This is a genomic window from Streptomyces sp. G45, from assembly GCF_049542095.1.
Classification (GTDB): domain Bacteria; phylum Actinomycetota; class Actinomycetes; order Streptomycetales; family Streptomycetaceae; genus Streptomyces.
In genome coordinates, this window is record NZ_JBMUZU010000001.1 from 6107604 (window position 1) to 6127729 (window position 20126).

General features: G+C 73.3%; 17 protein-coding genes, 2 tRNA genes and 2 pseudogenes. 16 read left to right on the top strand and 5 right to left on the bottom strand.

All coding sequences use genetic code 11. The features are described 5' to 3' along the window. Window positions 1-63: 63 nt before the first annotated feature. Complete coding sequence (locus tag ACOBQU_RS25680) at window positions 64-2124, bottom strand: hypothetical protein (RefSeq protein WP_423629917.1); 2061 nt, start codon at window positions 2122-2124, stop codon at window positions 64-66. Between the two features lie 447 nt (window positions 2125-2571). Here ACOBQU_RS25680 and proB point away from each other — a divergent pair. From proB to ACOBQU_RS25705, 5 genes and pseudogenes are all read left to right on the top strand, one after another. After that, window positions 2572-3676 (top strand): annotated as a pseudogene (gene proB / locus ACOBQU_RS25685) (glutamate 5-kinase). Between the two features lie 272 nt (window positions 3677-3948). Next, complete coding sequence (locus ACOBQU_RS25690) at window positions 3949-4446, top strand: hypothetical protein (protein ID WP_423629919.1); 498 nt, start codon at window positions 3949-3951, stop codon at window positions 4444-4446. 173 nt (window positions 4447-4619) lie between these two features. Then, complete coding sequence (locus ACOBQU_RS25695) at window positions 4620-5906, top strand: glutamate-5-semialdehyde dehydrogenase (protein ID WP_423629921.1); 1287 nt, start codon at window positions 4620-4622, stop codon at window positions 5904-5906. 82 nt (window positions 5907-5988) lie between these two features. Beyond that, the gene (locus ACOBQU_RS25700; RefSeq protein WP_423629923.1) at window positions 5989-6645 is read left to right on the top strand and encodes a hypothetical protein; all 657 of its coding nucleotides are present in this window, start codon (window positions 5989-5991) and stop codon (window positions 6643-6645) included. Between the two features lie 78 nt (window positions 6646-6723). Continuing rightward, window positions 6724-7787: pseudogene (locus ACOBQU_RS25705) on the top strand (hypothetical protein). A 28-nt stretch (window positions 7788-7815) separates the two neighbouring features. Here the strand turns inward: ACOBQU_RS25705 and ACOBQU_RS25710 are convergent. Then, window positions 7816-8919 carry a M48 family metallopeptidase gene (locus tag ACOBQU_RS25710; protein ID WP_423629925.1) on the bottom strand — a complete coding sequence of 368 codons (1104 nt, stop codon included), beginning with the start codon at window positions 8917-8919 and terminating at the stop codon, window positions 7816-7818. Window positions 8920-9018: 99 nt separating this feature from the next. Here ACOBQU_RS25710 and ACOBQU_RS25715 point away from each other — a divergent pair, with 99 nt between their 5' ends. From ACOBQU_RS25715 to ACOBQU_RS25745, 7 genes are all read left to right on the top strand, one after another. Next, a complete protein-coding gene (locus tag ACOBQU_RS25715; RefSeq protein WP_423629927.1) occupies window positions 9019-9171 on the top strand; it encodes a hypothetical protein in 153 nt (50 codons plus the stop codon). A 184-nt stretch (window positions 9172-9355) separates the two neighbouring features. Beyond that, complete coding sequence (locus ACOBQU_RS25720) at window positions 9356-9520, top strand: hypothetical protein (RefSeq protein ID WP_423629929.1); 165 nt, start codon at window positions 9356-9358, stop codon at window positions 9518-9520. Window positions 9521-9573: 53 nt separating this feature from the next. Beyond that, window positions 9574-10224 carry a nicotinate-nucleotide adenylyltransferase gene (gene nadD, locus ACOBQU_RS25725; protein ID WP_423629930.1) on the top strand — a complete coding sequence of 217 codons (651 nt, stop codon included), beginning with the start codon at window positions 9574-9576 and terminating at the stop codon, window positions 10222-10224. Window positions 10225-10240: 16 nt separating this feature from the next. Next, on the top strand, window positions 10241-12043 hold the full coding sequence (locus tag ACOBQU_RS25730; protein ID WP_423629932.1) for an LCP family protein: 1803 nt from the start codon (window positions 10241-10243) through the stop codon (window positions 12041-12043). Window positions 12044-12288: 245 nt separating this feature from the next. After that, window positions 12289-12747, top strand: coding sequence for a ribosome silencing factor (gene rsfS / locus ACOBQU_RS25735; RefSeq protein ID WP_423629934.1), 459 nt, complete (start codon window positions 12289-12291; stop codon window positions 12745-12747). Further along, window positions 12744-13385 (top strand): histidine phosphatase family protein, encoded by a 642-nt coding sequence (locus ACOBQU_RS25740; protein WP_423629936.1) that lies wholly within the window; start codon window positions 12744-12746, stop codon window positions 13383-13385. Before rsfS ends, ACOBQU_RS25740 begins: the two co-directional genes overlap by 4 nt. Before the next feature lie 128 nt (window positions 13386-13513). Beyond that, window positions 13514-13586: transfer RNA gene (locus tag ACOBQU_RS25745), tRNA-Ala, on the top strand. Between the two features lie 141 nt (window positions 13587-13727). On the opposite strand, the gene ACOBQU_RS25750 is transcribed toward ACOBQU_RS25745, so the two are convergent. Next, window positions 13728-14666 (bottom strand): helix-turn-helix transcriptional regulator, encoded by a 939-nt coding sequence (locus ACOBQU_RS25750; protein ID WP_423629938.1) that lies wholly within the window; start codon window positions 14664-14666, stop codon window positions 13728-13730. A gap of 94 nt (window positions 14667-14760) precedes the next feature. Here ACOBQU_RS25750 and ACOBQU_RS25755 point away from each other — a divergent pair, with 94 nt between their 5' ends. From ACOBQU_RS25755 to ACOBQU_RS25765, 3 genes are all read left to right on the top strand, one after another. After that, complete coding sequence (locus ACOBQU_RS25755) at window positions 14761-16272, top strand: MFS transporter (RefSeq protein ID WP_423629940.1); 1512 nt, start codon at window positions 14761-14763, stop codon at window positions 16270-16272. A gap of 89 nt (window positions 16273-16361) precedes the next feature. Further along, window positions 16362-16538 (top strand): hypothetical protein, encoded by a 177-nt coding sequence (locus ACOBQU_RS25760; protein WP_423629942.1) that lies wholly within the window; start codon window positions 16362-16364, stop codon window positions 16536-16538. A 3-nt stretch (window positions 16539-16541) separates the two neighbouring features. Beyond that, window positions 16542-16775, top strand: a complete 234-nt coding sequence (locus ACOBQU_RS25765; protein WP_016643127.1) for a hypothetical protein — start codon at window positions 16542-16544, stop codon at window positions 16773-16775. Here ACOBQU_RS25765 and ACOBQU_RS25770 read toward each other — a convergent pair. Beyond that, window positions 16744-18174, bottom strand: a complete 1431-nt coding sequence (locus tag ACOBQU_RS25770; protein WP_423629944.1) for a glycosyltransferase 87 family protein — start codon at window positions 18172-18174, stop codon at window positions 16744-16746. The genes ACOBQU_RS25765 and ACOBQU_RS25770 overlap by 32 nt on opposite strands. A 145-nt stretch (window positions 18175-18319) precedes the next feature. Between ACOBQU_RS25770 and ACOBQU_RS25775 the strand changes: the two genes are divergently transcribed. Further along, window positions 18320-18392, top strand: a tRNA-Ala gene (locus ACOBQU_RS25775). A 142-nt stretch (window positions 18393-18534) separates the two neighbouring features. Here the strand turns inward: ACOBQU_RS25775 and ACOBQU_RS25780 are convergent. Then, window positions 18535-20124, bottom strand: a complete 1590-nt coding sequence (locus ACOBQU_RS25780; RefSeq protein WP_423634716.1) for an NADH-ubiquinone oxidoreductase-F iron-sulfur binding region domain-containing protein — start codon at window positions 20122-20124, stop codon at window positions 18535-18537. Window positions 20125-20126: the final 2 nt, after the last annotated feature.

The window sequence follows — 20126 nt, forward strand, 5'->3', positions numbered from 1 at the left end:
CGTACAGCGAAAGGGGCCCGGAGCGAATCAACTCGCTCCGGGGCCCCTTCGGCGTCTACAGGGCTACGCCGTCTCCAGCTCGTCGGCGGCGGCGGACTCCTCCGCCTCCTCCTCCCGCTGCGCGGGAATCTCCGCGGCGACCCGCGCGGCCACCCGCGCCCGCCGCGCGTCGGCCTTCGCGGCCAGCGCCAGCGCCGCCGCGTTGAAGCGGACCAGGGACGGCGGGTCGGACGGGCCGAGCAGGTGCTCCTTGAGCTCCGCGCGCGCCTCGGCGTACAGGTCCAGGGACGGGTCCCGCACGGCGGCGAGCAGACCGGCCACGCCGTCCGCCTCCGGCGCGAGGATCGTCGCGGCCCGCACGGTCGGGAACCCGGCGCGGAACTCCGCCTCGGTCATGCCGGACGTGTTGGCCACCGCGTACGGCTTCTCGCTGCTCAGCCAGTCGGAGACGACCGACGAGACGTCGCTGATCAGCAGGTCGGCCTGGTTGAAGCAGGAGAAGATCGCCGGGCGGGACTCGACGATGTGGTGCTCCCACTCCGGCAGCGCCGCCCAGTACGCCTGCTCCCAGGCCAGCGTGGCCTCGGCGATCGCGGCGCGGATGTCGCCGTCCGGCTTGCCCTGGAGCATCATGCGCTCCTGTTCGTCCGCGCTCTTGCGGAACTTCTTCGCCGTGAGCAGGCTCAGCTCCTCGGCGCGCCGCTCCAGCTCGGCGGCGGCCTCGGGGCCGGGGCGGACGCCGGAGCGCCGCGCGTTGGCCTCGCGGATCATGGCCTTGATGCGCTCGTTGGCGGCGCCCGCGGCCGGGTTCTGCGAGCCGGTCATCGGGTGCGGCTTGTAGATCAGGCGCACGCCCGGGTCGGCGAGCAGGTTCCGCACGATGTTCTCGCCCGCGAGGACCACCGAGGTGTTGCCGGGGTTGCCGTCCCAGCCCTCCCAGGTGGGCGCGTACAGGACGGTCGTGAACGGGCCGGTGGGCGGGCCCGCGTACGGGCGGATCGGCGACAGCTGCGGGCGGCCGACCTCGCGCACGTCCTTGTCCTCGACGCCGATGTCGGCGAGCTGGTAGCGCTCACGGGCGGCCGGGCCCGCGACCCACACCTCGTCGTAGGCCTTCGCGTACGGGTTGCAGGAGGACAGCTTGTCGCTCTCGCCGTGGTTGATGAAGGCGTGCTTGATCGACGGGATGCGCAGGACCTGCGAGGTCTTCGCGGCGTTCGCCGGGTGAAGGAGCACCTTCAGGGTCGACTGCTCCAGGGAGAACATCGTGGCGACCTTCGGGAAGCAGATGATCGGCACGTCCGTGGAGTCGATCTTCTGCACCATGAAGCGCTCGCGGAGCACGATCAGCGGGTTGCCGTCGAGCTGCGACAGCGTGGAGAGCCACATGTTGGCCTGGTACGCCGACGTGGCGCCGCCGGAGAAGTACATGCCGACGGTCGGCTGGTACTCGGCCAGCCACCGGTCGAGCCACTCGATGACCGCCTCGCCGTTCTTGGCGCGCTTCTTCGGCAGCAGCCAGCTCGCGAGATAGACGGTGCCCCCGGCGATCAGCGCGACGGAGACGCCGAGACCGATGCCGCCCCACAGCGCGTCCTTGGTCGCCGCCGTCGCGAGCAGGCCCGCGGTGGCCGGGATGGAGAACGTCAGCAGCCGGTAGGCGTGGCGGCGGGCGAAGATCCGCGGCGGGGCGGCGGACAGGCGAAGGCCGGTGGTGTCGATGTTGCGGGTGACGATCGGCAGCGAGCGGGTGCGCCGCACCAGGACGGCGGCGGCCGTGCAGGCGAAGTGCAGGGCGTAGAAGCCGAGCAGCGAGATCGTCAGCGGCGACTGCTCCGCCAGCGGCTCGATGCCGTCGATGCGCAGCAGCCCCACCAGGATCAGCATGTCGCGCAGCAGCTGCCGGATGGTGATGTCGAAGCGGATCTTGCCCAGGAGGGACAGCAGCCCCGGCTGCTTTCTCTGGAGGTAGAGATCGAGCGCGAGGTTCGCCGCCGACGCGGCGATGAACACCGGTACGTACGGGACCAGAGCGGTCACGAGCTGGGCCGCGAAGAGTGCGAACATCGTCAGCAGCGCGGTGAGCTGCAGGACGCGGCGGGGTGCGAGTCCGGCGGAGGGCACGGGCTTGGGCTCCTGGCGGGGGGCGGTCGGATGGGGGTGGGCGGTGCGGGGTCCGGGCGTGAGGACGGCGAGGACAGTGAGGACGACGCCGTCAACCGTCCGGATACGGAGAAGACCCCTGACCGTATGACGCGCAGTGCCTCCGGAGCAATCTTCCGTGACGTCAATCACCGCATAAAGGGTCAAAGGTCATGGAACCCCAGGGTCGGAATTCCCTCTCCCGGGTTCAGAGCCCCGCGATGCCCTGCGATGCCCTGCGATGCCCTGCCCGCGCACTTCCCGCGCCCGTCCCACTCCCGTCCCACGCCCTTCCGATGCCCGTCCCGAGGCCGTGGTGTCCGCCCGCCGAAACACGGCGGCGGCCGCTCACCCACTTCGCGTAGATTGCTGCTCCGAACAGCCACAAGAGCATCGGGACCATTGGGGAAGCGCGTGACAAGGCAGGGCGTGGCCGAGGCCCGCAGGGTCGTCGTCAAGGTGGGATCGTCGTCCCTGACCACCGCTTCGGGGGCCTCGACGCGGACCGCGTCGACGCGCTCGTCGACGTGCTGGCCAAGCACCGCAGCGGGGAGAGCGCGAGATCGTCCTCGTCTCCTCCGGGGCCATCGCCGCCGGGCTCGCGCCGCTCGGCCTGCGCCGCCGCCCCAAGGACCTCGCCCGCCAGCAGGCCGCCGCCAGCGTCGGCCAGGGCCTGCTCGTCGCCCGCTACACGGCCTCCTTCGCCCGCTACGGCGTCCGCGTCGGCCAGGTCCTGCTCACCACCGACGACACCAGCCGCCGCGCCCACCACCGCAACGCCTCCCGCACCCTCGACAAGCTCCTCGCCATGGGCGCCCTGCCCGTCGTCAACGAGAACGACACCGTCGCCACCGACGAGATCCGCTTCGGCGACAACGACCGGCTCGCCGCCCTCGTCGCCCACCTCGTCCGCGCCGACCTGCTCGTGCTGCTCTCCGACGTCGACGGCCTGTACGACGGCGACCCCGCCGCGGACGGCACCACCCGCCTCGCCGAGGTCACCGGGCCCGCCGACATGGCCCACGTCAAGATCGGCAGCGCGGGCAAGGCGGGCGTCGGCACCGGCGGCATGGTCACCAAGGTCGAGGCCGCCCGGATCGCCGCGGCCGCCGGGATCCCCGTCGTCCTGACCTCCGCCAGCCACGCCGCCGACGCCCTCGCGGGCCGCGACACCGGCACCTACTTCCACCGCACCGGCCGCCGCTGTGCCGACCGGCTGCTGTGGCTCCAGCACGCCTCGGACCCGCGCGGCGCCCTCACCCTCGACGACGGGGCGGTACGCGCGGTCGTCGAGCGCCGCACCTCGCTGCTGCCCGCGGGCATCGCCGCCGTCGAGGGCGAGTTCATCGCCGGGGACCCGGTGGAGCTGCGCGACCCGCAGGGCCGCCCGGTCGCCCGCGGCCTGGTGAACTTCGACGCCAGGGAGCTGCCCCGCCTCCTCGGCCGCTCCACCCGCGACCTCGCCCGCGAGCTGGGCCCCGCCTACGAACGCGAAGTGGTGCACCGCGACGACCTGGTGCTGCTCCACACGTGACGCTCACACGTGCCACCCCCACCCGCCCCCCACCGCGAGCCCCCCACCGACCGCCCGCCCCCGGGGCCCCGCCCCAATAACCCCGCTCGTCCGACACGCACCAGCGCAAAACAGGCCGAAAACAAGCGCGAACACCCGGCTGCCCCCGTCCCGCGCGAGGTGAAACTCCCCAAAACCGCCCCGCGGGCCCGCTTGGCCTGCTCAACTTTGTGTCAGGGCAGTTCCGCACGACCGTTGCATATCCGCACCACCACGCGTTGAAGGAGGCCGTCGTGAGACGAGTGCGCCAAGGGGCCACGTCCCGCGGGTCGGCCGAGCGCGCGCTGACGAGCGTCGCCGCGGGGGCGACGTACGCCGGTGACACGCACGGGGGCCACGAGCGGGAGACCGGGGACCAGACCGGCACCAAGGACGGCGACAGCACCCAGGCGCCCCGCCTGTGGCACGTCACGCTGAGCGTCTCCGGCGCCCGGACGCCGCTCCAGGAGATCCGGCGCGGCCTGGAACAGCTCGCCCACGACCACCCCTTTCTGCTGACCAGCCGCTACGCCCACGACCACGCGGAGATCCGCTACTGGGAAGAGGCCCGCGACCTGCACGACGCCGCCGCGGTCGCGCTGCGCCTGTGGGGCGAGCACCGGCAGACCGCCAAGCTCCCGCCCTGGGAGATCGTCGGCCTGGAGGTCATCGACCGGGACACCTACCACCAGCGCATCGCGGAGGGCTACGGCCCCCTCCCCGCGACCCCGGTGGGCGTCCACCCCTTCTAGCGGCCCTTCTCGCGGCCCTTCCAGCGGCACGGGAGGGTGCCGGGGCGCGACCCCGCCGCGCTGACGGCGCCCCGCCGCAAACGACCGGCGGACACGCGGCTGACCGAAACCAGCCATGTCTCGCGGAGCGAAACCCCGCTGACCGCCCGCGACCGCACGGCTACCCTTCCAGCATGACCGCGCCGCTCTCCCCGTACGACAACATGACCCCCGTCGCCCAGGCCGCCTACCGCGCCCGCGCCGCCGCCGCGCGGCTCGCGCCCCTGCCGCGCGCCACCAAGGACGACGCCCTCCTCGCGATCGCCGACGCCCTCGAAGTGCGCACCGCGGAAATCGTCCAGGCCAACGCCGAGGACGTCGAGCGCGCCCGCGCGGCCGGAACCAGCGAGTCCGTCGTGGACCGCCTCACCCTCACCCCCGAGCGGGTGCGCGCCATCGCCTCCGACGTCCGCGACGTCGCCGCGCTGCCCGACCCCGTCGGCGAGGTCGTCCGCGGCTCCACGCTGCCCAACGGCATCGACCTGCGCCAGGTCCGCGTCCCCCTCGGCGTCGTCGGCATCATCTACGAGGCCCGCCCGAACGTCACCGTCGACGCCGCCGCCCTGTGCCTGAAGTCCGGCAACGCGGTCCTGCTGCGCGGCTCGTCCTCCGCGTACTCCTCCAACACCGCGCTCGTGCGCGTGCTGCGCGACGCCGTCCACGGCGCGGGCCTGCCCGCCGACGCCGTGCAGCTCGTCCCCGGCGAGAACCGCGACTCCGTACGCGAGCTGATGCGCGCCCGCGGCCTCGTCGACGTCCTCATCCCGCGCGGCGGCGCCTCCCTGATCAAGACCGTCGTCGAGGAGTCCACCGTCCCCGTCATCGAGACCGGCACCGGCAACTGCCACGTCTACGTCGACGCCCAGGCCGACCTCGACACCGCCGTCGACATCCTGATCAACTCCAAGGCGCAGCGCGTCAGCGTGTGCAACGCCGCCGAGACCCTCCTCGTGCACGCCGACATCGCCGACGCCTTCCTGCCCCGCGCCCTCGACGCCCTCGCCGACGCGGGCGTCACCGTCCACGCCGACGAGCGCGTCCAGGCGTACGCCCCCGGCACCAAGGCCACCGTGGTGCCCGCGACCCCCGAGGACTGGGAGACCGAGTACCTGTCGTACGACATCGCGGCCGCCGTCGTCGACTCCCTGGAGCAGGCCGTCGAGCACATCCGGCTGTGGACCTCCGGGCACACCGAGGCCATCGTCACCACCTCGCAGCAGGCCGCCCGCCGCTTCACCCAGCTCGTCGACTCCACGACCGTCGCCGTGAACGCCTCCACCCGCTTCACCGACGGCGGCCAGTTCGGCTTCGGCGCCGAGATCGGCATCTCCACGCAGAAGCTGCACGCCCGCGGCCCCATGGGCCTGCCGGAACTGACCTCGACGAAGTACATCGTCACGGGCGACGGACACGTGCGCTGACGCGCCGGGGCGTTCGGGGCCACACCCGCTGAATTCCCTTTCCGTCTGCCCAAATCCACCCCTCCAGGTCTACGCTGGACACGTGCCGGAGGACGTGGGGGGCATGCCGTTTCCCGACGGCAGAGAGCCCGACGACGAGCGCGACCACGGGGGTGCGGACGACGAGTTCGCCTCCGTGGTCTTCGACGAGGCCTTCGTCCAGGCCGCCGCGTTCCACGAACCCACCGCGGTGGAGCGCCTGCTGGCCGCCGCCCAGGCCCGCGCCGAAGCCTCCGAGGCCGAGGCCCGCCGCGGCCGCGCCCGCCGCCGCAGAGGCGCCAACGGCACCGACACCCCCGGGGACGACTACGACCCGTACGACCCCTACGGCCACGACGGCCACGACCCCGACGACAGCGGCGAGTTCGGCCGCTACGGCGAGTACGGGGAGTACGGGGAGTACGGCGACCCCGACGACCCCGACTTCGCCGACGGCACCCGCGGCCGCTACGGCAGGCGCGGCAAGGTCCGCTGGCACCGCCCCGTGGCCTGGCTGCTCGCCCTCCTCATGGGCATCGGCATGATCGCCTTCGCCTTCGCCGCGGTCTACCGCGGCGCGTCGTCCGGCCGCGGGGAGCGCACACCCCCGCCCGCCACGACGGAGGTCGAGCGGAGCGCGGGCCCGGCCGGGAGCGGCGGCCCCTCCGCGTCGGCGGAGTTCGGCCAGCCCGCCGTCCCCGCCGAGCCCCGCACACCGTGACGACACCCATGAGGAGCCGTCAGAACTTGTCGCGTACCAGGGCGTTTACCTCACGTCCCGGAGACCTACCCTGAAGGTATGGGCGGGCCAGGAGAACCACCTGCGGGGACACCCGAGGGCACTCCCGGTGGTGACGACGAGTACGGCTCCGTCGTCTTCGACGAGTCGTTCGTGCGCGCTGCCCGGCTCCAGGAGTTCTCCGCCCAGGAGCGCATGGGCGACCACGCGCGCGCCGTGCGCCGCAGGCCGAGCCCCCACCGCAGACTCTCCAAACAGGTCCTGATCCTGGTCGTCCTCATCGCCGTCGCCTTCGGCACCGCGATCTACATGGGGGTGCGCCACCCCTACCGCACCTCCGTCGCCCAGCGCCCCGAGCCACTGCGCATGACCGTCGTCCCGCTCGCCCCCCAGGGCCCCGTCCCCGGCACCACCGACGTCGCCCGGCTCTTCGCGAAGAGCCCCGCCGCCCAGTTCCGCATCGGCGCGGGCGGCATCAACCTGCCCGCCGCGCGCCGCACCGCCCACTTCTCCGAGGACCAGGTCGTCGCCGCGCTCTCCACCGCCAAGGACTACCTGGTCGAGTCCTCCCTCGACCCCGACGTCCTCACCAGCCGCGCCATCCGCGGGCCCCGCGTGCTCCTCGACCCCGCCCAACTCGACCAGTTCGACCGCAGCTTCCGCCGCCCCAGCGCCGACGGGCACCACGCGCCCACCGGCTGGCTCGTGCGGTTCGACCCCGAGCGGACCGCCCTCGCCGACCCCGGCGTGCGCGTCCAGGGCACCCTGCACGCCGCCGAGACCGACGAGGACACCCTGGAGGTCACCTCCGACCACACCTTCGTGTACGCGCTGCGCCCCGCAGGCGCCGACGACCACGCCCGCGCCTCCCTGTTCACCGTCCGCCGCGAGCTGCGCTTCCGCTTCGACCGCGACGACCTGCGCATGCACCAGGCCGAGCTGCTCACCTCGTACGCCCAGGCCGGGCCGCTCGCCTGCGCCGCCGACCACACCCGCCAGCTGCGGCCGCTGCTCGCGGGCCAGAAGGCGGGCGGGGCGGGCCCGCGGGCACCGACCCCTACGCGACCGGCGACGCGAGGGCGCTGTGCGGGACGCTGGCACGCTCGGCCCAGCCCAGAGTGTGAACCGCCCCGAACTCCTCCGCGCCCGGGGCTACTTGGCGTCGGACGGACCGCTGCCGCCGTCACCGTCGGACGGGCCGCCGCCCGCCGACCCGCCCCCGGTGAACTTCCCGCGCAGCTTGCCGCCCAGGTCGCCCGCGCCGCCCGCGATGTCGCTGACCAGCTTCATCAGCGGGTCCTTGCTGTTGCGCACGTTCTCCGCGTACGACGACGCGGACTGCCGGAAGGAGTCCGTCACGGACGTGTCCCCGTCGTCCTCGCGGCGCGGGTAGTGGCCGTCCATGATGCGCTGGTAGTCGCGGGTCTCCGACCACTTCTTCAGCTCGGCGGCGCGCACGGTGGTGAAGGGGTGGCTGCGCGGCAGCACGTTCAGGATCTTCAGTACGGAGTCCCGCAGGTCGCCGCCCGCCTCGTACTCCTCGGCCTGCGCCAGGAACGCGTCCACGTTCATCTCGTGCAGGTGGTTGCCGCCCGCGATCTTCATCAGGCCGCGCATGGACGCCTGGAGGTCCTGGCCGACGAGCAGGCCCGCGCGGTCCGCGGACAGCTCCGACTTGCGGAACCACTCGCGCAGCGCCGTCACGATCGCCATGATCGCCACGTTGCCGAGCGGGATCCACGCGACCTTCAGGGCCAGGTTCGTCAGGAACAGCAGGATCGTGCGGTACACCGAGTGCCCCGACAGGGCGTGGCCCACCTCGTGGCCGACGACCGCGCGCATCTCCTCCTCGTCGAGCAGCTCCACCAGGCCGGTGGTGACGACGATGATCGGCTCGTCGAGGCCGATGCACATCGCGTTCGGCTTCGGGTCCTGCGTGACGTACATCGGCGGGACCTTCTCCAGGTCCAGGATGTAGCAGGCGTCCCGCAGCATGTCGTTGAGGTGCGCGAACTGGGCGTCGGACACCCGCACCGAGTCCGAGAGGAACAGCAGCCTCAGGCTCCGCTCGGGAAGGAGTCCGCTGAGCGCCTTGAACACCGTGTCGAACCCGGTGAGCTTGCGCAGGGCCACCAGGGCCGAGCGGTCCGCCGGGTGCTCGTACGCCCGGGACGAGATCCCCGGGAACCGCCTGCGCTGCCTGCCCGGCACCTGCTCGTGCCCGGCTCCCGTGCCGCCGCTGTTGCCGTTGGTCATGCCGCTTCCCCCATGTGAGTCGCGTTCGGGCCCCCGAGATGGCCCCAAGACTAGGCGGAGATACCGTGACGGGGCAGCGCACAGAAGGAGTCACCCGCCATGGAGCACCTCTCCGCCGCCGACGCCCTCACCCTCGCGGCCCACGCGGCCGACAAGCAGGGCCCGGGCAACCTGCTCCGCGTCGTACTGATCGTGATGGTCGTCGGCTGCGTCCTGGTGGGCTGGCTACTCCTGCGCGGCTACCGCAAATAGCCCGTCCGGCGTTCGAGGACGAGCGCGAAGCGCGATGAGCGGGGCCCGGGGGCGGCAGCCCCCGGTTTCGGGAAGGGGCGGGCTCGGGGCCACCCGGCAGGGCGCCGTCGCCGCGCCAGCGCGCCCCGCATACGATGTGCCCAAGTCTTTACCCCGATCCCACACCGGATAGGTCCTGCTGACGATGAGCCTCCACGCCACCGCCACCCAGCTGGTCACCCTCGCCTCCTCCGAGGGCGAGCACGTCGACGAGCACGCGAGCATCAGCCCGTACGTCACCGGCGGCGGCGCCCTCGTCGTCCTCCTGCTGCTGCTGTGGATCACCACGCGCTTCAACCGCGACCGCTGAGCCCCACCGGCTGAAACCGGGCACGTCCACGGGGGCCGGTAGTGTCTGCACGCATGGGAGAGCAGGACATGCCTACCGGCCCGCGGAGCGCACCGGGCACCGGCCCGGCCAGCACCGCCAAGCGCCGACTGGGCGTCATGGGTGGAACGTTCGATCCGATCCACCACGGGCACCTGGTGGCGGCCAGCGAGGTCGCCGCCCAGTTCCACCTCGACGAGGTCGTGTTCGTACCGACCGGGCAGCCCTGGCAGAAGAGCCACAAGAAGGTCTCGCCCGCCGAGGACCGCTATCTGATGACGGTCATCGCGACCGCCGAGAACCCGCAGTTCTCGGTCAGCCGTATCGACATCGACCGCGGCGGCCCCACCTACACCACGGACACCCTGCGCGACCTGCGCCGCCTCAACCCCGACACGGACCTGTTCTTCATCACGGGCGCCGACGCGCTCGGCCAGATCCTCACCTGGCGGGACACCGAAGAGCTGTTCTCGCTGGCCCACTTCATCGGCGTCACCCGGCCCGGCCACACCCTGGCCGACCCCGGCCTGCCCGAGGGCGGCGTCTCGCTGGTCGAGGTGCCCGCGCTCGCCATCTCGTCCACGGACTGCCGCGCCCGGGTCGCGAAGGGGGACCCCGTCTGGTACCTGGTGCCGGACGGCGTGGTGCGTTATATCGACAAGCGCGAGCTGTACCGCGGCGAGTGAGCCGAGAGGGGCACCGGTGAACGACCGACAGTACGATCCGTACGGCGGTGAGTACGAGGGGGACGCGGCCGCTCAGTACGAGGTCGTCGGGTACGACGAGTACGGGCGGCCGGTCTACCAGCTCGTGCCCCGGCAGGCGGCGGCTCCCTCCTACGACACGTACGGCACCTACGCCGCGCAGCCCCAGCACCAGGCCCAGCCGCAGGCCCAGCACCAGGTCCCTCAGCCGCAGCAGCACCAGGGGTACGGGTACGACCCGTACGCCCAGGGCCCGGCGGGCCAGCCGGGGGCCGCGCCGTCCCCGTACGACACGGGTGCGTACGCTCCGCAGCCGTACGAGGCGTACACGGCGGCGCCCGCCGCCGACCCGGCGGTCGACGCGGGCGGCTGGATCCCGCAGCAGGCCGCGCCCCAGCAGGCCCCGCCGTCACAGCAGCCCCAGCAGGCCCAGCCTCAGCAGGCCCAGTCCCCGCAGGCCCAGCCCCAGCAGGCTTCGCCGCAGCAGGACGCCCCGTCCGCGCCGGAGCCGGGGCAGGGCGCCGCCGACGACGACCCGCGCCAGTACCACACGGCCCAGTTCTCGTTCATCGAAGAGCCCGACGAGGACTCCGAAGACGTCATCGACTGGCTGAAGTTCACCGAGAGCCGCACCGAGCGGCGCGAGGAGGCCAAGCGGCGCGGCCGGTCCCGGGTCGTCGCCCTCGTCGTCGCGCTCGCCCTCGTCCTCGTCGGCGGCGTCGGCTACCTGTGGGTCAGCGGCACCTTCGGCGGCTCGGACGGCTCCTCCGGCGACGCGGCGGCGAGCGGACCGCAGAAGCGCGACGTCATCGTGCTGCACCTGCACCACACCAAGGGCGGCGGCACCTCCACGGCCCTGCTGGTGAACAACACCACCACCAAGCGCGGCACCACCGTCCTGCTGCCCAACTCCCTCGCCCTGACCAGCGACGACGGCACCGCGACCACGCTCGGCAAGTCCGTCGACGACGACGGCTCCACCGGCACCCGCGAGGAACTCGACACGCTCCTCGGCACACACGTCGAGGGCACCTGGCGCCTGGACACCCCCTTCCTCAACAACCTCGTCGAACTCGTCGGCAACATCGACATCGACACCAACGCCGACGTGCCCGACCCCAAGGCCAAGCGCAAGGGCGAGGCCCCGCTGGTGAGGAAGGGCGAGCAGCAGACCCTCAGTGGCCCGATGGCCGTCGCGTACGCCACCTACCGCGCGCCCGGCGAGGGCGAGAGCGCCCAGCTCACCCGGTTCGGGCAGGTCATGCAGGGCGTGCTGCGCAAGCTGTCGTCCGACCCGAAGGCCGCGACGGTCACCGTGCAGTCGCTCGCGCAGATCCTCGACCCGTCCCTGAAGGAGAAGGACCTCGGCGCGTTCCTCGCCAAGCTCGCCGACCTCGCCAAGGGCGGCGACTACACCACCACGCTGCTGCCCGTGCAGCAGGACGGCACCCTCACCCAGAAGGCCTCCACCAGCGTCGTCAAGGACGTCCTCGGCGGCGTCCTGAAGAGCCCCGAGCAGGGCGCCGCCGTCCGCGTCGGCGTGCGCAACGCCACCGGCGGCGACGCGGCCACGGAGAGCGCCCGCATCTCCCTGGTCAACGGCGGCTACACCTTCGTCGACGCGGGCTCGGCCCCCGCAGCCGCCGCCTCCCGCGTCACCTACGCCGACGCGGCGAAGAAGGCGGAGGCCCAGGAGGTCGCCAAGACCCTCGGCCTCCCGGCGTCCGCCGTCACCAAGGGCAAGGCGGCGCCGAACGCGGACGTGTCGGTGGTCCTCGGGCAGGACTTCAAGAAGGGGTGAGCCTCGGGTGCCGGGGCCTGTTGGGGCCTGCCGGGCCTTGCTGGGCGCTGGGCGCCGGGGGCTGAGTGGCGGGTGCCGGGGGAGGGCCGGGTCCCGGGGAGCACCGGAGGTGCCGGGGAGCGCCGGGCGTCCGTGCCGCGGCTCTCCGGTGGGTGTGCGAGCGGTGATCGAATAATCGTCTGGGGAGTCGCGGGCGGTCCGTGAGACCCTTGACGGGTATTGCCCGTCTGAAGGAAAGCTCTCTAGTGACCGCCACGGACCGCTCCACCGAGCTCATCACCGTCGCCGCGCAGGCGGCCGCCGACAAGCTCGCGCACGACATCATCGCGTACGACGTCAGCGACGTGCTGTCGATCACGGACGCCTTCCTGCTCGCCTCCGCCCCCAACGACCGCCAGGTCAAGTCGATCGTCGACGAGATCGAGGAGCGCCTGAACAAGGAGCTGGGCGCCAAGCCGGTGCGCCGCGAGGGCGACCGCGAGGCCCGCTGGGTCCTCCTCGACTACGTCGACATCGTGGTGCACGTCCAGCACAGCGAGGAGCGGGTCTTCTACGCTCTGGAGCGCCTGTGGAAGGACTGCCCCGAGATCGAGCTGCCCGCCGACGCCAAGGCCACCCGCGGCAAGGCCGCGGAGCACGCGAAGCTCCAGCAGGCCGCGGAGGAGGCCGAGGAGCTGCGCGAGCTGGGCGGTGAGCTGAGGTGACCAGCCGCGGCTGCCGCATCATCCTGTGGCGCCACGGCCAGACCGCGTGGAACCTGGAGCGCCGCTTCCAGGGCTCCACGGACATCGGCCTGACCGAGACCGGCGTCGCCCAGGCCAAGCGGGCCGCCCGCCTGCTCGCCTCCCTGAAGCCGGACGCGATCATCGCCTCCGACCTCAGCCGCGCCGCCGCGACGGCCGCCGAGCTGGCCGCGATAACGGGGCTCCCCGTCACGCACGACGAGGGCCTGCGCGAGACCTACGCCGGTGAGTGGCAGGGCCTCACCCACGAGGAGATCATCGCCCGCTACGGCGAGCAGTACGCCTCGTGGAAGCGGGGCGAGCCGGTGCGGCGCGGCGGCGGCGAGCTGGAGACCGAGGTCGCCGACCGGGCCGCCCCCATCGTGCTGCGGCACGCGGAGAAGCTCCCGGAGAACGGCACCCTGGTCGTCGCCAGCCACGGCGGCACCATCCGCACCACCATCGGCCGCCTCCTCGGCCTGGAGTCCCATCACTGGGAAAGCCTCGGCGGGCTCTCCAACTGCTGCTGGTCCGTCCTCGGCCAGGGCGCCCGCGGCTGGCGCCTGCTCGAACACAACGCGGGCACGCTGCCGGAGCCGGTGCTCGGCGACGACGACTAGCCCTCCGGCCGGGCGGGGGACGGCTGCCGCCCGGGCCGGGCCCGGGACCCGGATTTCACATTCGGGCAGGTGGCAGGCTAAAGTTCTTCTTGTTCGCCCCGCCGAGCGGGAAGAACAGAGGAACACCAGGGGCTATAGCTCAGTTGGTAGAGCGCTTGCATGGCATGCAAGAGGTCAGGAGTTCAATTCTCCTTAGCTCCACAGTCCTGGTCCCGTCCCCGCAAGGGGGCGGGACCTTTGCGTTGTCCGCTCCCGGCCGCGTTCCCGCCCGTGTTCCCGGCCGCGCGCCGCCGTCACGCGCGCCGCCGTCACGCGCGCGTCGCCGTCACGTGCGTACCGCCGTCATGCGCGTTTCAGCTCCCGTATGCGGGCCATGCGGTGGCGGGTCTCCTCGTCGTCCGGCGTGTACGCCACGATCCGGCACTCCGGCATGCCGTTGATCGACAGCGACACGGACGTCATCCGCATCTCACCGACCGCGGCGTGCCGGAACGTCTTCACCCGCGGGCCGGGCGGCACCACGTCCCCGCTCGCCCACAGCCGGGCGAACTCCGGGCTCGCCAGGGACAGCGCCCGGATGAACTCCTCCCACGCGGGCTCGCCCACGTGCCGCCCGTACGCCCCGCGCAGCGTCGCCACCATCAACGGCAGCTCCGAGTCTCGGAAGACCAGCGGGCAGTAGCGCTTGGGCACGACGAACAGGGTCCACAGCACGTTCCGCACGCCGATCTCCTCGACCTGCGGGACGATGAACAGGTCCCGGTAGGCGGCGTTGGTGGCGAGGATGTCGTACCGCGTGTTGTAGACCGCCGCCGGGTGGGGGTCCAGGGCGTCGATGATCCCCTGGATCTCGGGGCTGACCGCGGCGGCCGCCTCCTCCTCGTGCCGGGGCGCGGGGGCGACCTCCGCCAGGTGGTACAGATGCTCGCGCTCCGCGCGGTCCAGGCGCAGGGTGCGGGCGACGGCGTCCAGGACCTGCGCCGAGGCGTTGATGGGGCGGCCCTGCTCCAGCCACGTGTACCACGTCACGCCGACGCCGGAGAGCTGGGCTACCTCCTCGCGGCGCAGGCCGGGCGTCCGGCGGCGCGGGCCCGGCGGCATGCCCACGTCGGCCGGGGTGATGCGGGCCCGGCGGCTGCGCAGGAAGGTGGCCAGCTCGGAGCGGCGGCGGGCGGCGGCCGGAGGCGAGGGCGCCGCCCCCGCCGCCCGCCCCGTCGCCGCCCCCGCCCGGCCGGGCGGCAGCGGCACGCTCCTGATGTCCATCGTCGTCACGTCCCCCATCGTCGACGCTCGCCCTGGCCCCTGCCAGGTGCTGCCAGTACCAGCATCAGCGGGCTCTCACTACCTGTACCGGCTGATCGGCACGCTCGACCGCATGACGACCAGCACCCCATCCGCTCCGGTGCCCCCCTCGACTCCCGCCCCCAGTCCATCATCCGGCCCCGCCTCAACTCCCGCCCCCAGTCCCGCATCCAGTAAAGCCCCCACCACTGACAACCGGCCCGGACGCGTCCTCGCGATCGTCCTCGCCGCCCAGTTCATGGCGCTCCTCGACGTGTTCATCGTCAACGTCGCCGCGCCCACGATCCGTACCGACCTGAACGCCTCCGGCGCGGGCCTCCAACTCGTCATCGCGGGCTACACCATCACGTACGCCGTCCTGCTGATCACCGGCGCCCGCCTCGGCGAGCGGCTCGGGCACCGCCGCGTCTACCTCGCGGGGCTCGCCCTGTTCACCGCCGCGTCGCTCGCCTGCGGCCTGAGCCAGACCACCGGCCAGCTCATCGCGTTCCGGCTGGCGCAGGGCGCGGGCTCCGCCGTACTGATCCCGCAGGTGCTCAGCATCATCCAGCGCACCTTCACCGGCGAGGCCCGCGTCCGGGCCCTCGGCGCCTACTCGGCGGTGCTCGCCACCGGCGCCGCCGCCGGTCAGGTGCTCGGCGGCGTCCTGGTCAGCGCCGACCTGTTCGGCACCGGCTGGCGCCCGGTGTTCCTCGTGAACGTGCCCGTCGGCATCGCCCTGCTCGCCCTCGCCCCCCGCGTCCTGCCGCGTGACGACGCGCACGAGCCCGGCCGGTCCCGCCCCCTGGACCTGACCGGCCTGGTGCTGCTCGGCGCCGCCGTCACGCTGCTCACGGTGCCGCTGGTCCTCGGCGAGCAGAAGGGCTGGCCGCTGTGGACCTGGCTCTCGCTGGGCGCCTGCGCCGTGGTCTTCGCCCTGTTCTGCGGGTACGAGGCGCGCCTGGCGGCACGGGGCGGCGCGCCGCTGATCTCCCCGCGGGTGCTGCGCGTGCCCGGCATGGGCCTGGCCGTCCTGCGCCTCGCCGCGGTCATGGCCGTCAACTCCGGCTTCCTGTTCGTCCTCACCCTGCACATCCAGGGCGGGCTCGGCTACAGCGCGCTGCGCGCGGGGCTGACGTTCGCGCCCTCCGCGGTGGCCTTCGGCGTGGTCGGCCTGACCTGGCGCACATGGCCCGCGGCCTGCCAACGGGCCCTGATCCCGGGCGGGTTCGCGCTCGCCGCGGTGTCGATGCTGGGCCTCGGCCTGCTGCTGCGGGACGGCGGCGACGGCGGGGCGTGGCTGTACGTGACGCTGCTGAGCGGCGGCGTGGGCCTCTCGCTGGGCTTCAGCCCCACGCTCACCCGGGCCCTCGCGACCGTCAGGCCCGAGGACGCGGCGGACGCCAGCGGCTCCCTCGCGACGGTCACCCAGCTCGGGCAGCTCTTGGGCGTCGCGGCCTTCGGCGCGCTCTTCCTCGCCCAGCTCGAGTCGAACGGGGCCCCCGGGGCGTATGCGTCGGCGGACGCGCTCCTGGTGTGCGCCTACGCGCTGGCGGGTGCCGCCGCGCTGGGGGCCGTGTCCGGACTGGTACGTATGCGTCGCTGACCGGCTCGCCATGGTCGTGGCAGAATTCGACGGGCCGGAAGGGGACTGCACCAGTGCGCCGACGGTGACCCGACGGGAGGGAGAGCGCGATGCCCGCGAGCATCCTCAAGGAGGCCGACCGCCTCCTTGACGTGACCGAGACACGGTCCGGCGACGCCGCACTCCTGAACTGTCCCTCCTGCGGCTCGTCCCATGTCGCCCAAGTCCTCGGGGACAACGGCGGCGTCAGTTACGTGTGCACGGCCTGCGGCCATAGCTGGAGCTGATCGATGGGTGCACACAGGCGGAAGTGCGACTGGTGCGGCAGCGGTACGCCGATCGTCCGCGACATGGAGCCGGTCAACCCGGACTACCAGTACTGGTGCGAGGAATGCGCGCGGGCGCTGATCATAAAAGGCGACCCCATCGAGACGTACCGCGAACTCGAAGGGGAGCCGATCTACGGCCGTCTCCTCGACGAGCACTGCACGCTCAAGCGCTTCTATTCGTTCGCCACGGCCTGAGCCCCCGCGCGCGGGGGCTCGGCGGCGCCTGCCGGGTGTACTCGGCCGTCTCTTCTGTGTCGTGCGCCTCTTCGGAGGGCCCGCCCTGGCCCCGCGCGAGGACGGTCACGGCGGCGACCGCCAGGAAGGCGACCCCCGCCAGGGGGTAGAGCCCTGACAGGAGCATCTGCCCGGCGCTCTGGTCGAGTTCGGGCCGCCCGGGCCGGTGCGGCACCCACCACAGGGCGTACGAACAGAACACTACGGAGAGGCCGATCGCGCCCACCCGCCACGCGCGGCCCCGGCGGCCCCCGCGGTCCGGACGGCTCCCGCGCTCTGGGCCGCTCCCGCGCTCTGGGCCACTCCTGTGTTCCGGGCGGCTTCCGCGGTCCAGTGCCCGCGTCCACCACAGCAGCGCCATCGGCACGCACCACACCCAGTGGTGCGACCACGACACCGGGCTGACGAGCAGCGCGGTCGCCGCGCAGGCGGCCGCGCCCCACGCCCACTGCCCGCGCACCGCCGAGGCGACCGCCACCGCGAGCCCGGCCGCGCACACCAGCGCCGCCACCGCCACCCACCACAGGCCGGGGTCGTCGGTGTGCAGCAGCCGGGCCAGCACCCCGCGCAGCGACTGGTTGGCCGTCTGCTCCACGTGCCCGGCCCGGTCCGCGTCGAAGACCACCCGCGTCCAGAAGCGCCGGGAGTCGTCCGGCAGCACGACCGCCGCGAGCAGCGTCGCCCCCAGGAACGCGGCCGCGGCCACGCCCGCCCGCCGCACCGTGGGCCGCCACACGCCCCGCCGCACCACCTCCACGACCCCCACGAGCAGCAGGAACACCGCGAAGAGCGCGGGCGTCAGCTTGATCGCCGCCGCGACGCCGATGCCCACGCCCGCCCAGCGGTGCCCCGGGCGCCGGGTGAGGTCCCACAGCACCAGGACGGCCAGGAGCAGGTTGACCTGCCCGTAGCGCAGCGTCGTCCACACGGGCTCCGTCCACACGGCGAGCGCCGACGCCCACAGCGCCGTCTCCACGCGCGCGTGCCGCTCGACTAGGCCCCGCCGCCCGCCCCACTGGTGGATCAGGCTGAGGCTCAGCCGTACGAAGACCACGAGCAGCAGCAGGTTCCCGGCCGTCGCCAGCAGCTTCAGGTCCGCCGTCTGCGGCAGCGTGAGCGGCGTGAACAGCAGCGCCGCGAACGGCGGGTAGGTCATCGGCAGATGGGCCTCGGTGGCGCGCAGCGCGTACAGGTCGCCGCCCGCGCGCACGGCCTCGCCCTCCGCGCGGTAGACCATCAGGTCGATCAGTGAGACGTCGGCCGCGTGCTGCGCGGCGCAGAAGGCGGCGAAGGAGAGCAGGCAGCCCACGGCGGCGAGCGGCAGACGGTGGCGGGCGGCGGTGGTCGCGAGCACGGTCACGGGGCCGGACCGTACCGGCTGAATCCCTCGTGATCCTCTGTCTCCGGCGACGTCCACGGGGACGGAACACAAACGATTTGGTGGAGCACGGGGGTGACCGTGTAATGTTGGCGGAGCCGCCGGGGAAACCGGGCGGGACAAGCAAGGGGCTATAGCTCAGTTGGTAGAGCGCTTGCATGGCATGCAAGAGGTCAGGAGTTCAATTCTCCTTAGCTCCACAGGAGATGGAGAGCGGGTCATCCGAATCGGGTGACCCGCTCTTTTGTGTGTCCGACGGCCGTGCCCGGCCGGGCGGCTTGCGGTTGCCCGGCCGGGCGGCTGGCGATGTGCCCGGCCGGGAGCCGTGCGGTGTGTCCGGTGTCACTGCCGTCCGCTGCCGAGTGCCCGGCGGCTCAGGCCGCGTGGCAGCAGCGAAAGCCGCGTCTCCGGAGCGCGGGCCGCCGAAGGGTCCTCCTCGATGCGCAGCGCCAGCGCGGGGCAGCGGCGCACGGCACGCTGGGCGCGCGCCTCCGAGTAGCCCGGCACCGCCGCCTCCGCCACCGAGGGGAAGCCGTCCGGGCCGAGCTGGATCAGCTCCGGCACGATGTCCGCGCACAGGCCGTGCCCCTGGCACAGCGTCCAGTCCACGGCCAGCCTGCGCCCGCTGGGCGCCGCCCCCTGCGGGCCCGCCTCGTGCAGCGGCAGCACGCCCTCCACGGGGCGCCCGCAGCCCTCGCCGAGGACGTGCGCGGCCAGGTCGTCCGTGAACGCCGCCAGCGTGGACTCCACGAACGCCGCCGAGCCGTCCGGGTGCTTGCACGCACCCCGCCGCTTCACGGCCCGTGTGACCTCGCGCAGCGCCTCCAGGGCGGTCAGCCCGCCGCCGTCCAGGACCTCCGCGAGCCCGCGCGCGGCGGCGGGCAGCCCCAGGTAGCAGGGCCCGCACTGGCCCGCGCTCTCCCCGGCCAGCCAGTCCGCCACCCGCAGCGCCTCCCCCAGGGGGCAGGTGCCGGGCCCCAGGGGCAGCACGGCGCCCGCCCCCAGGGCGCCGCCGCACGCCTCCAGGGCGGCACGGGAGACGACCGCGTCCTGGGCGGTGACCGGGTCGAGCCACTTGCCGTGGTAGCCGCCCGTGAGGACGCCCTGCGGCAGCGGGGGAGCACCGGCGAGCTGGAGAACGTACCGCAGGGGCACGCCCGTTGGGACCTCCACCACCATGGGGTGGGTGACCGCTCCGGAGAGGGTGAGCAGCACGGTGCCCGGCTCGTCGCGCAGGCCGGTGCGCCGGTAGCGGTCGGGGCCCAGGCGGGCGGCGACGGCCAGCTGCGCGAACGTCTCCGCGTTCGACAGGAGCGTGGGCGCGCCGCCCACCCCGGACTCGGCGGTGCGGACCTTGCGCCCCGGGGGCAGCGGCGGCCCGCCGTCCGCCGAGCGCACCAGCGCCGAGGACTCCCCGGTCACCATCCGCACGGGGTTGCGCCGCACCCGGGCGCGCAGCGGTGAACGGCGCCGGTCGCTCAGGCCCCGCTCGGCGAGCGCGGCGCGCATCGACGCCTCCGTGGAGTCCCGGGTGACTCCGACGACCAGGGTGCGCGCGCCGAGGGCCTCGGCGGCCAGCAGGGCGCCGTCCAGGATGAGGTGCGGGGCGCGGTTGATCAGGACGGTGTCCTTGCGGCAGGCGGGCTCGTCCTCGCTGCCGTTGACGACGACCACGGGGCGCACGCCCCGGCGGATCGCGGCTTCGGCGACGGCCCGCAGCTTCCTGGCGAACGGGAAGCCCGCACCGCCGCGCCCGCGCAGCGCGATCTGCTCGGCGAGCGCGGCGAGGTGTTCGCCCGCCAGGGGGGCCAAGGGGCCGTGCACCTTCAGGTGCATGGCGAGGTCGAGCCGCTCGACCAGGTCGAAGCCGGACGTCAGCAGCGGCAGTCCGACGACGCGGACTTCGGGGACGTCGGGCAGCGCGGCGTTCACGG

Excerpts from the sequence above, each read along its gene's own strand:
- ACOBQU_RS25695 (WP_423629921.1), top strand. The coding sequence starts at position 4,620 with ATGACCGCGCCGCTCTCCCCGTACGACAACATGACCCCCGTCGCCCAG.
- ACOBQU_RS25710 (WP_423629925.1), bottom strand. The coding sequence starts at position 8,919 with ATGACCAACGGCAACAGCGGCGGCACGGGAGCCGGGCACGAGCAGGTG.
- ACOBQU_RS25715 (WP_423629927.1), top strand. The coding sequence starts at position 9,019 with ATGGAGCACCTCTCCGCCGCCGACGCCCTCACCCTCGCGGCCCACGCG.
- ACOBQU_RS25720 (WP_423629929.1), top strand. The coding sequence starts at position 9,356 with ATGAGCCTCCACGCCACCGCCACCCAGCTGGTCACCCTCGCCTCCTCC.
- nadD (WP_423629930.1), top strand. The coding sequence starts at position 9,574 with ATGGGAGAGCAGGACATGCCTACCGGCCCGCGGAGCGCACCGGGCACC.
- ACOBQU_RS25750 (WP_423629938.1), bottom strand. The coding sequence starts at position 14,666 with ATGGGGGACGTGACGACGATGGACATCAGGAGCGTGCCGCTGCCGCCC.
- ACOBQU_RS25755 (WP_423629940.1), top strand. The coding sequence starts at position 14,761 with ATGACGACCAGCACCCCATCCGCTCCGGTGCCCCCCTCGACTCCCGCC.
- ACOBQU_RS25760 (WP_423629942.1), top strand. The coding sequence starts at position 16,362 with ATGCCCGCGAGCATCCTCAAGGAGGCCGACCGCCTCCTTGACGTGACC.
- ACOBQU_RS25765 (WP_016643127.1), top strand. The coding sequence starts at position 16,542 with ATGGGTGCACACAGGCGGAAGTGCGACTGGTGCGGCAGCGGTACGCCG.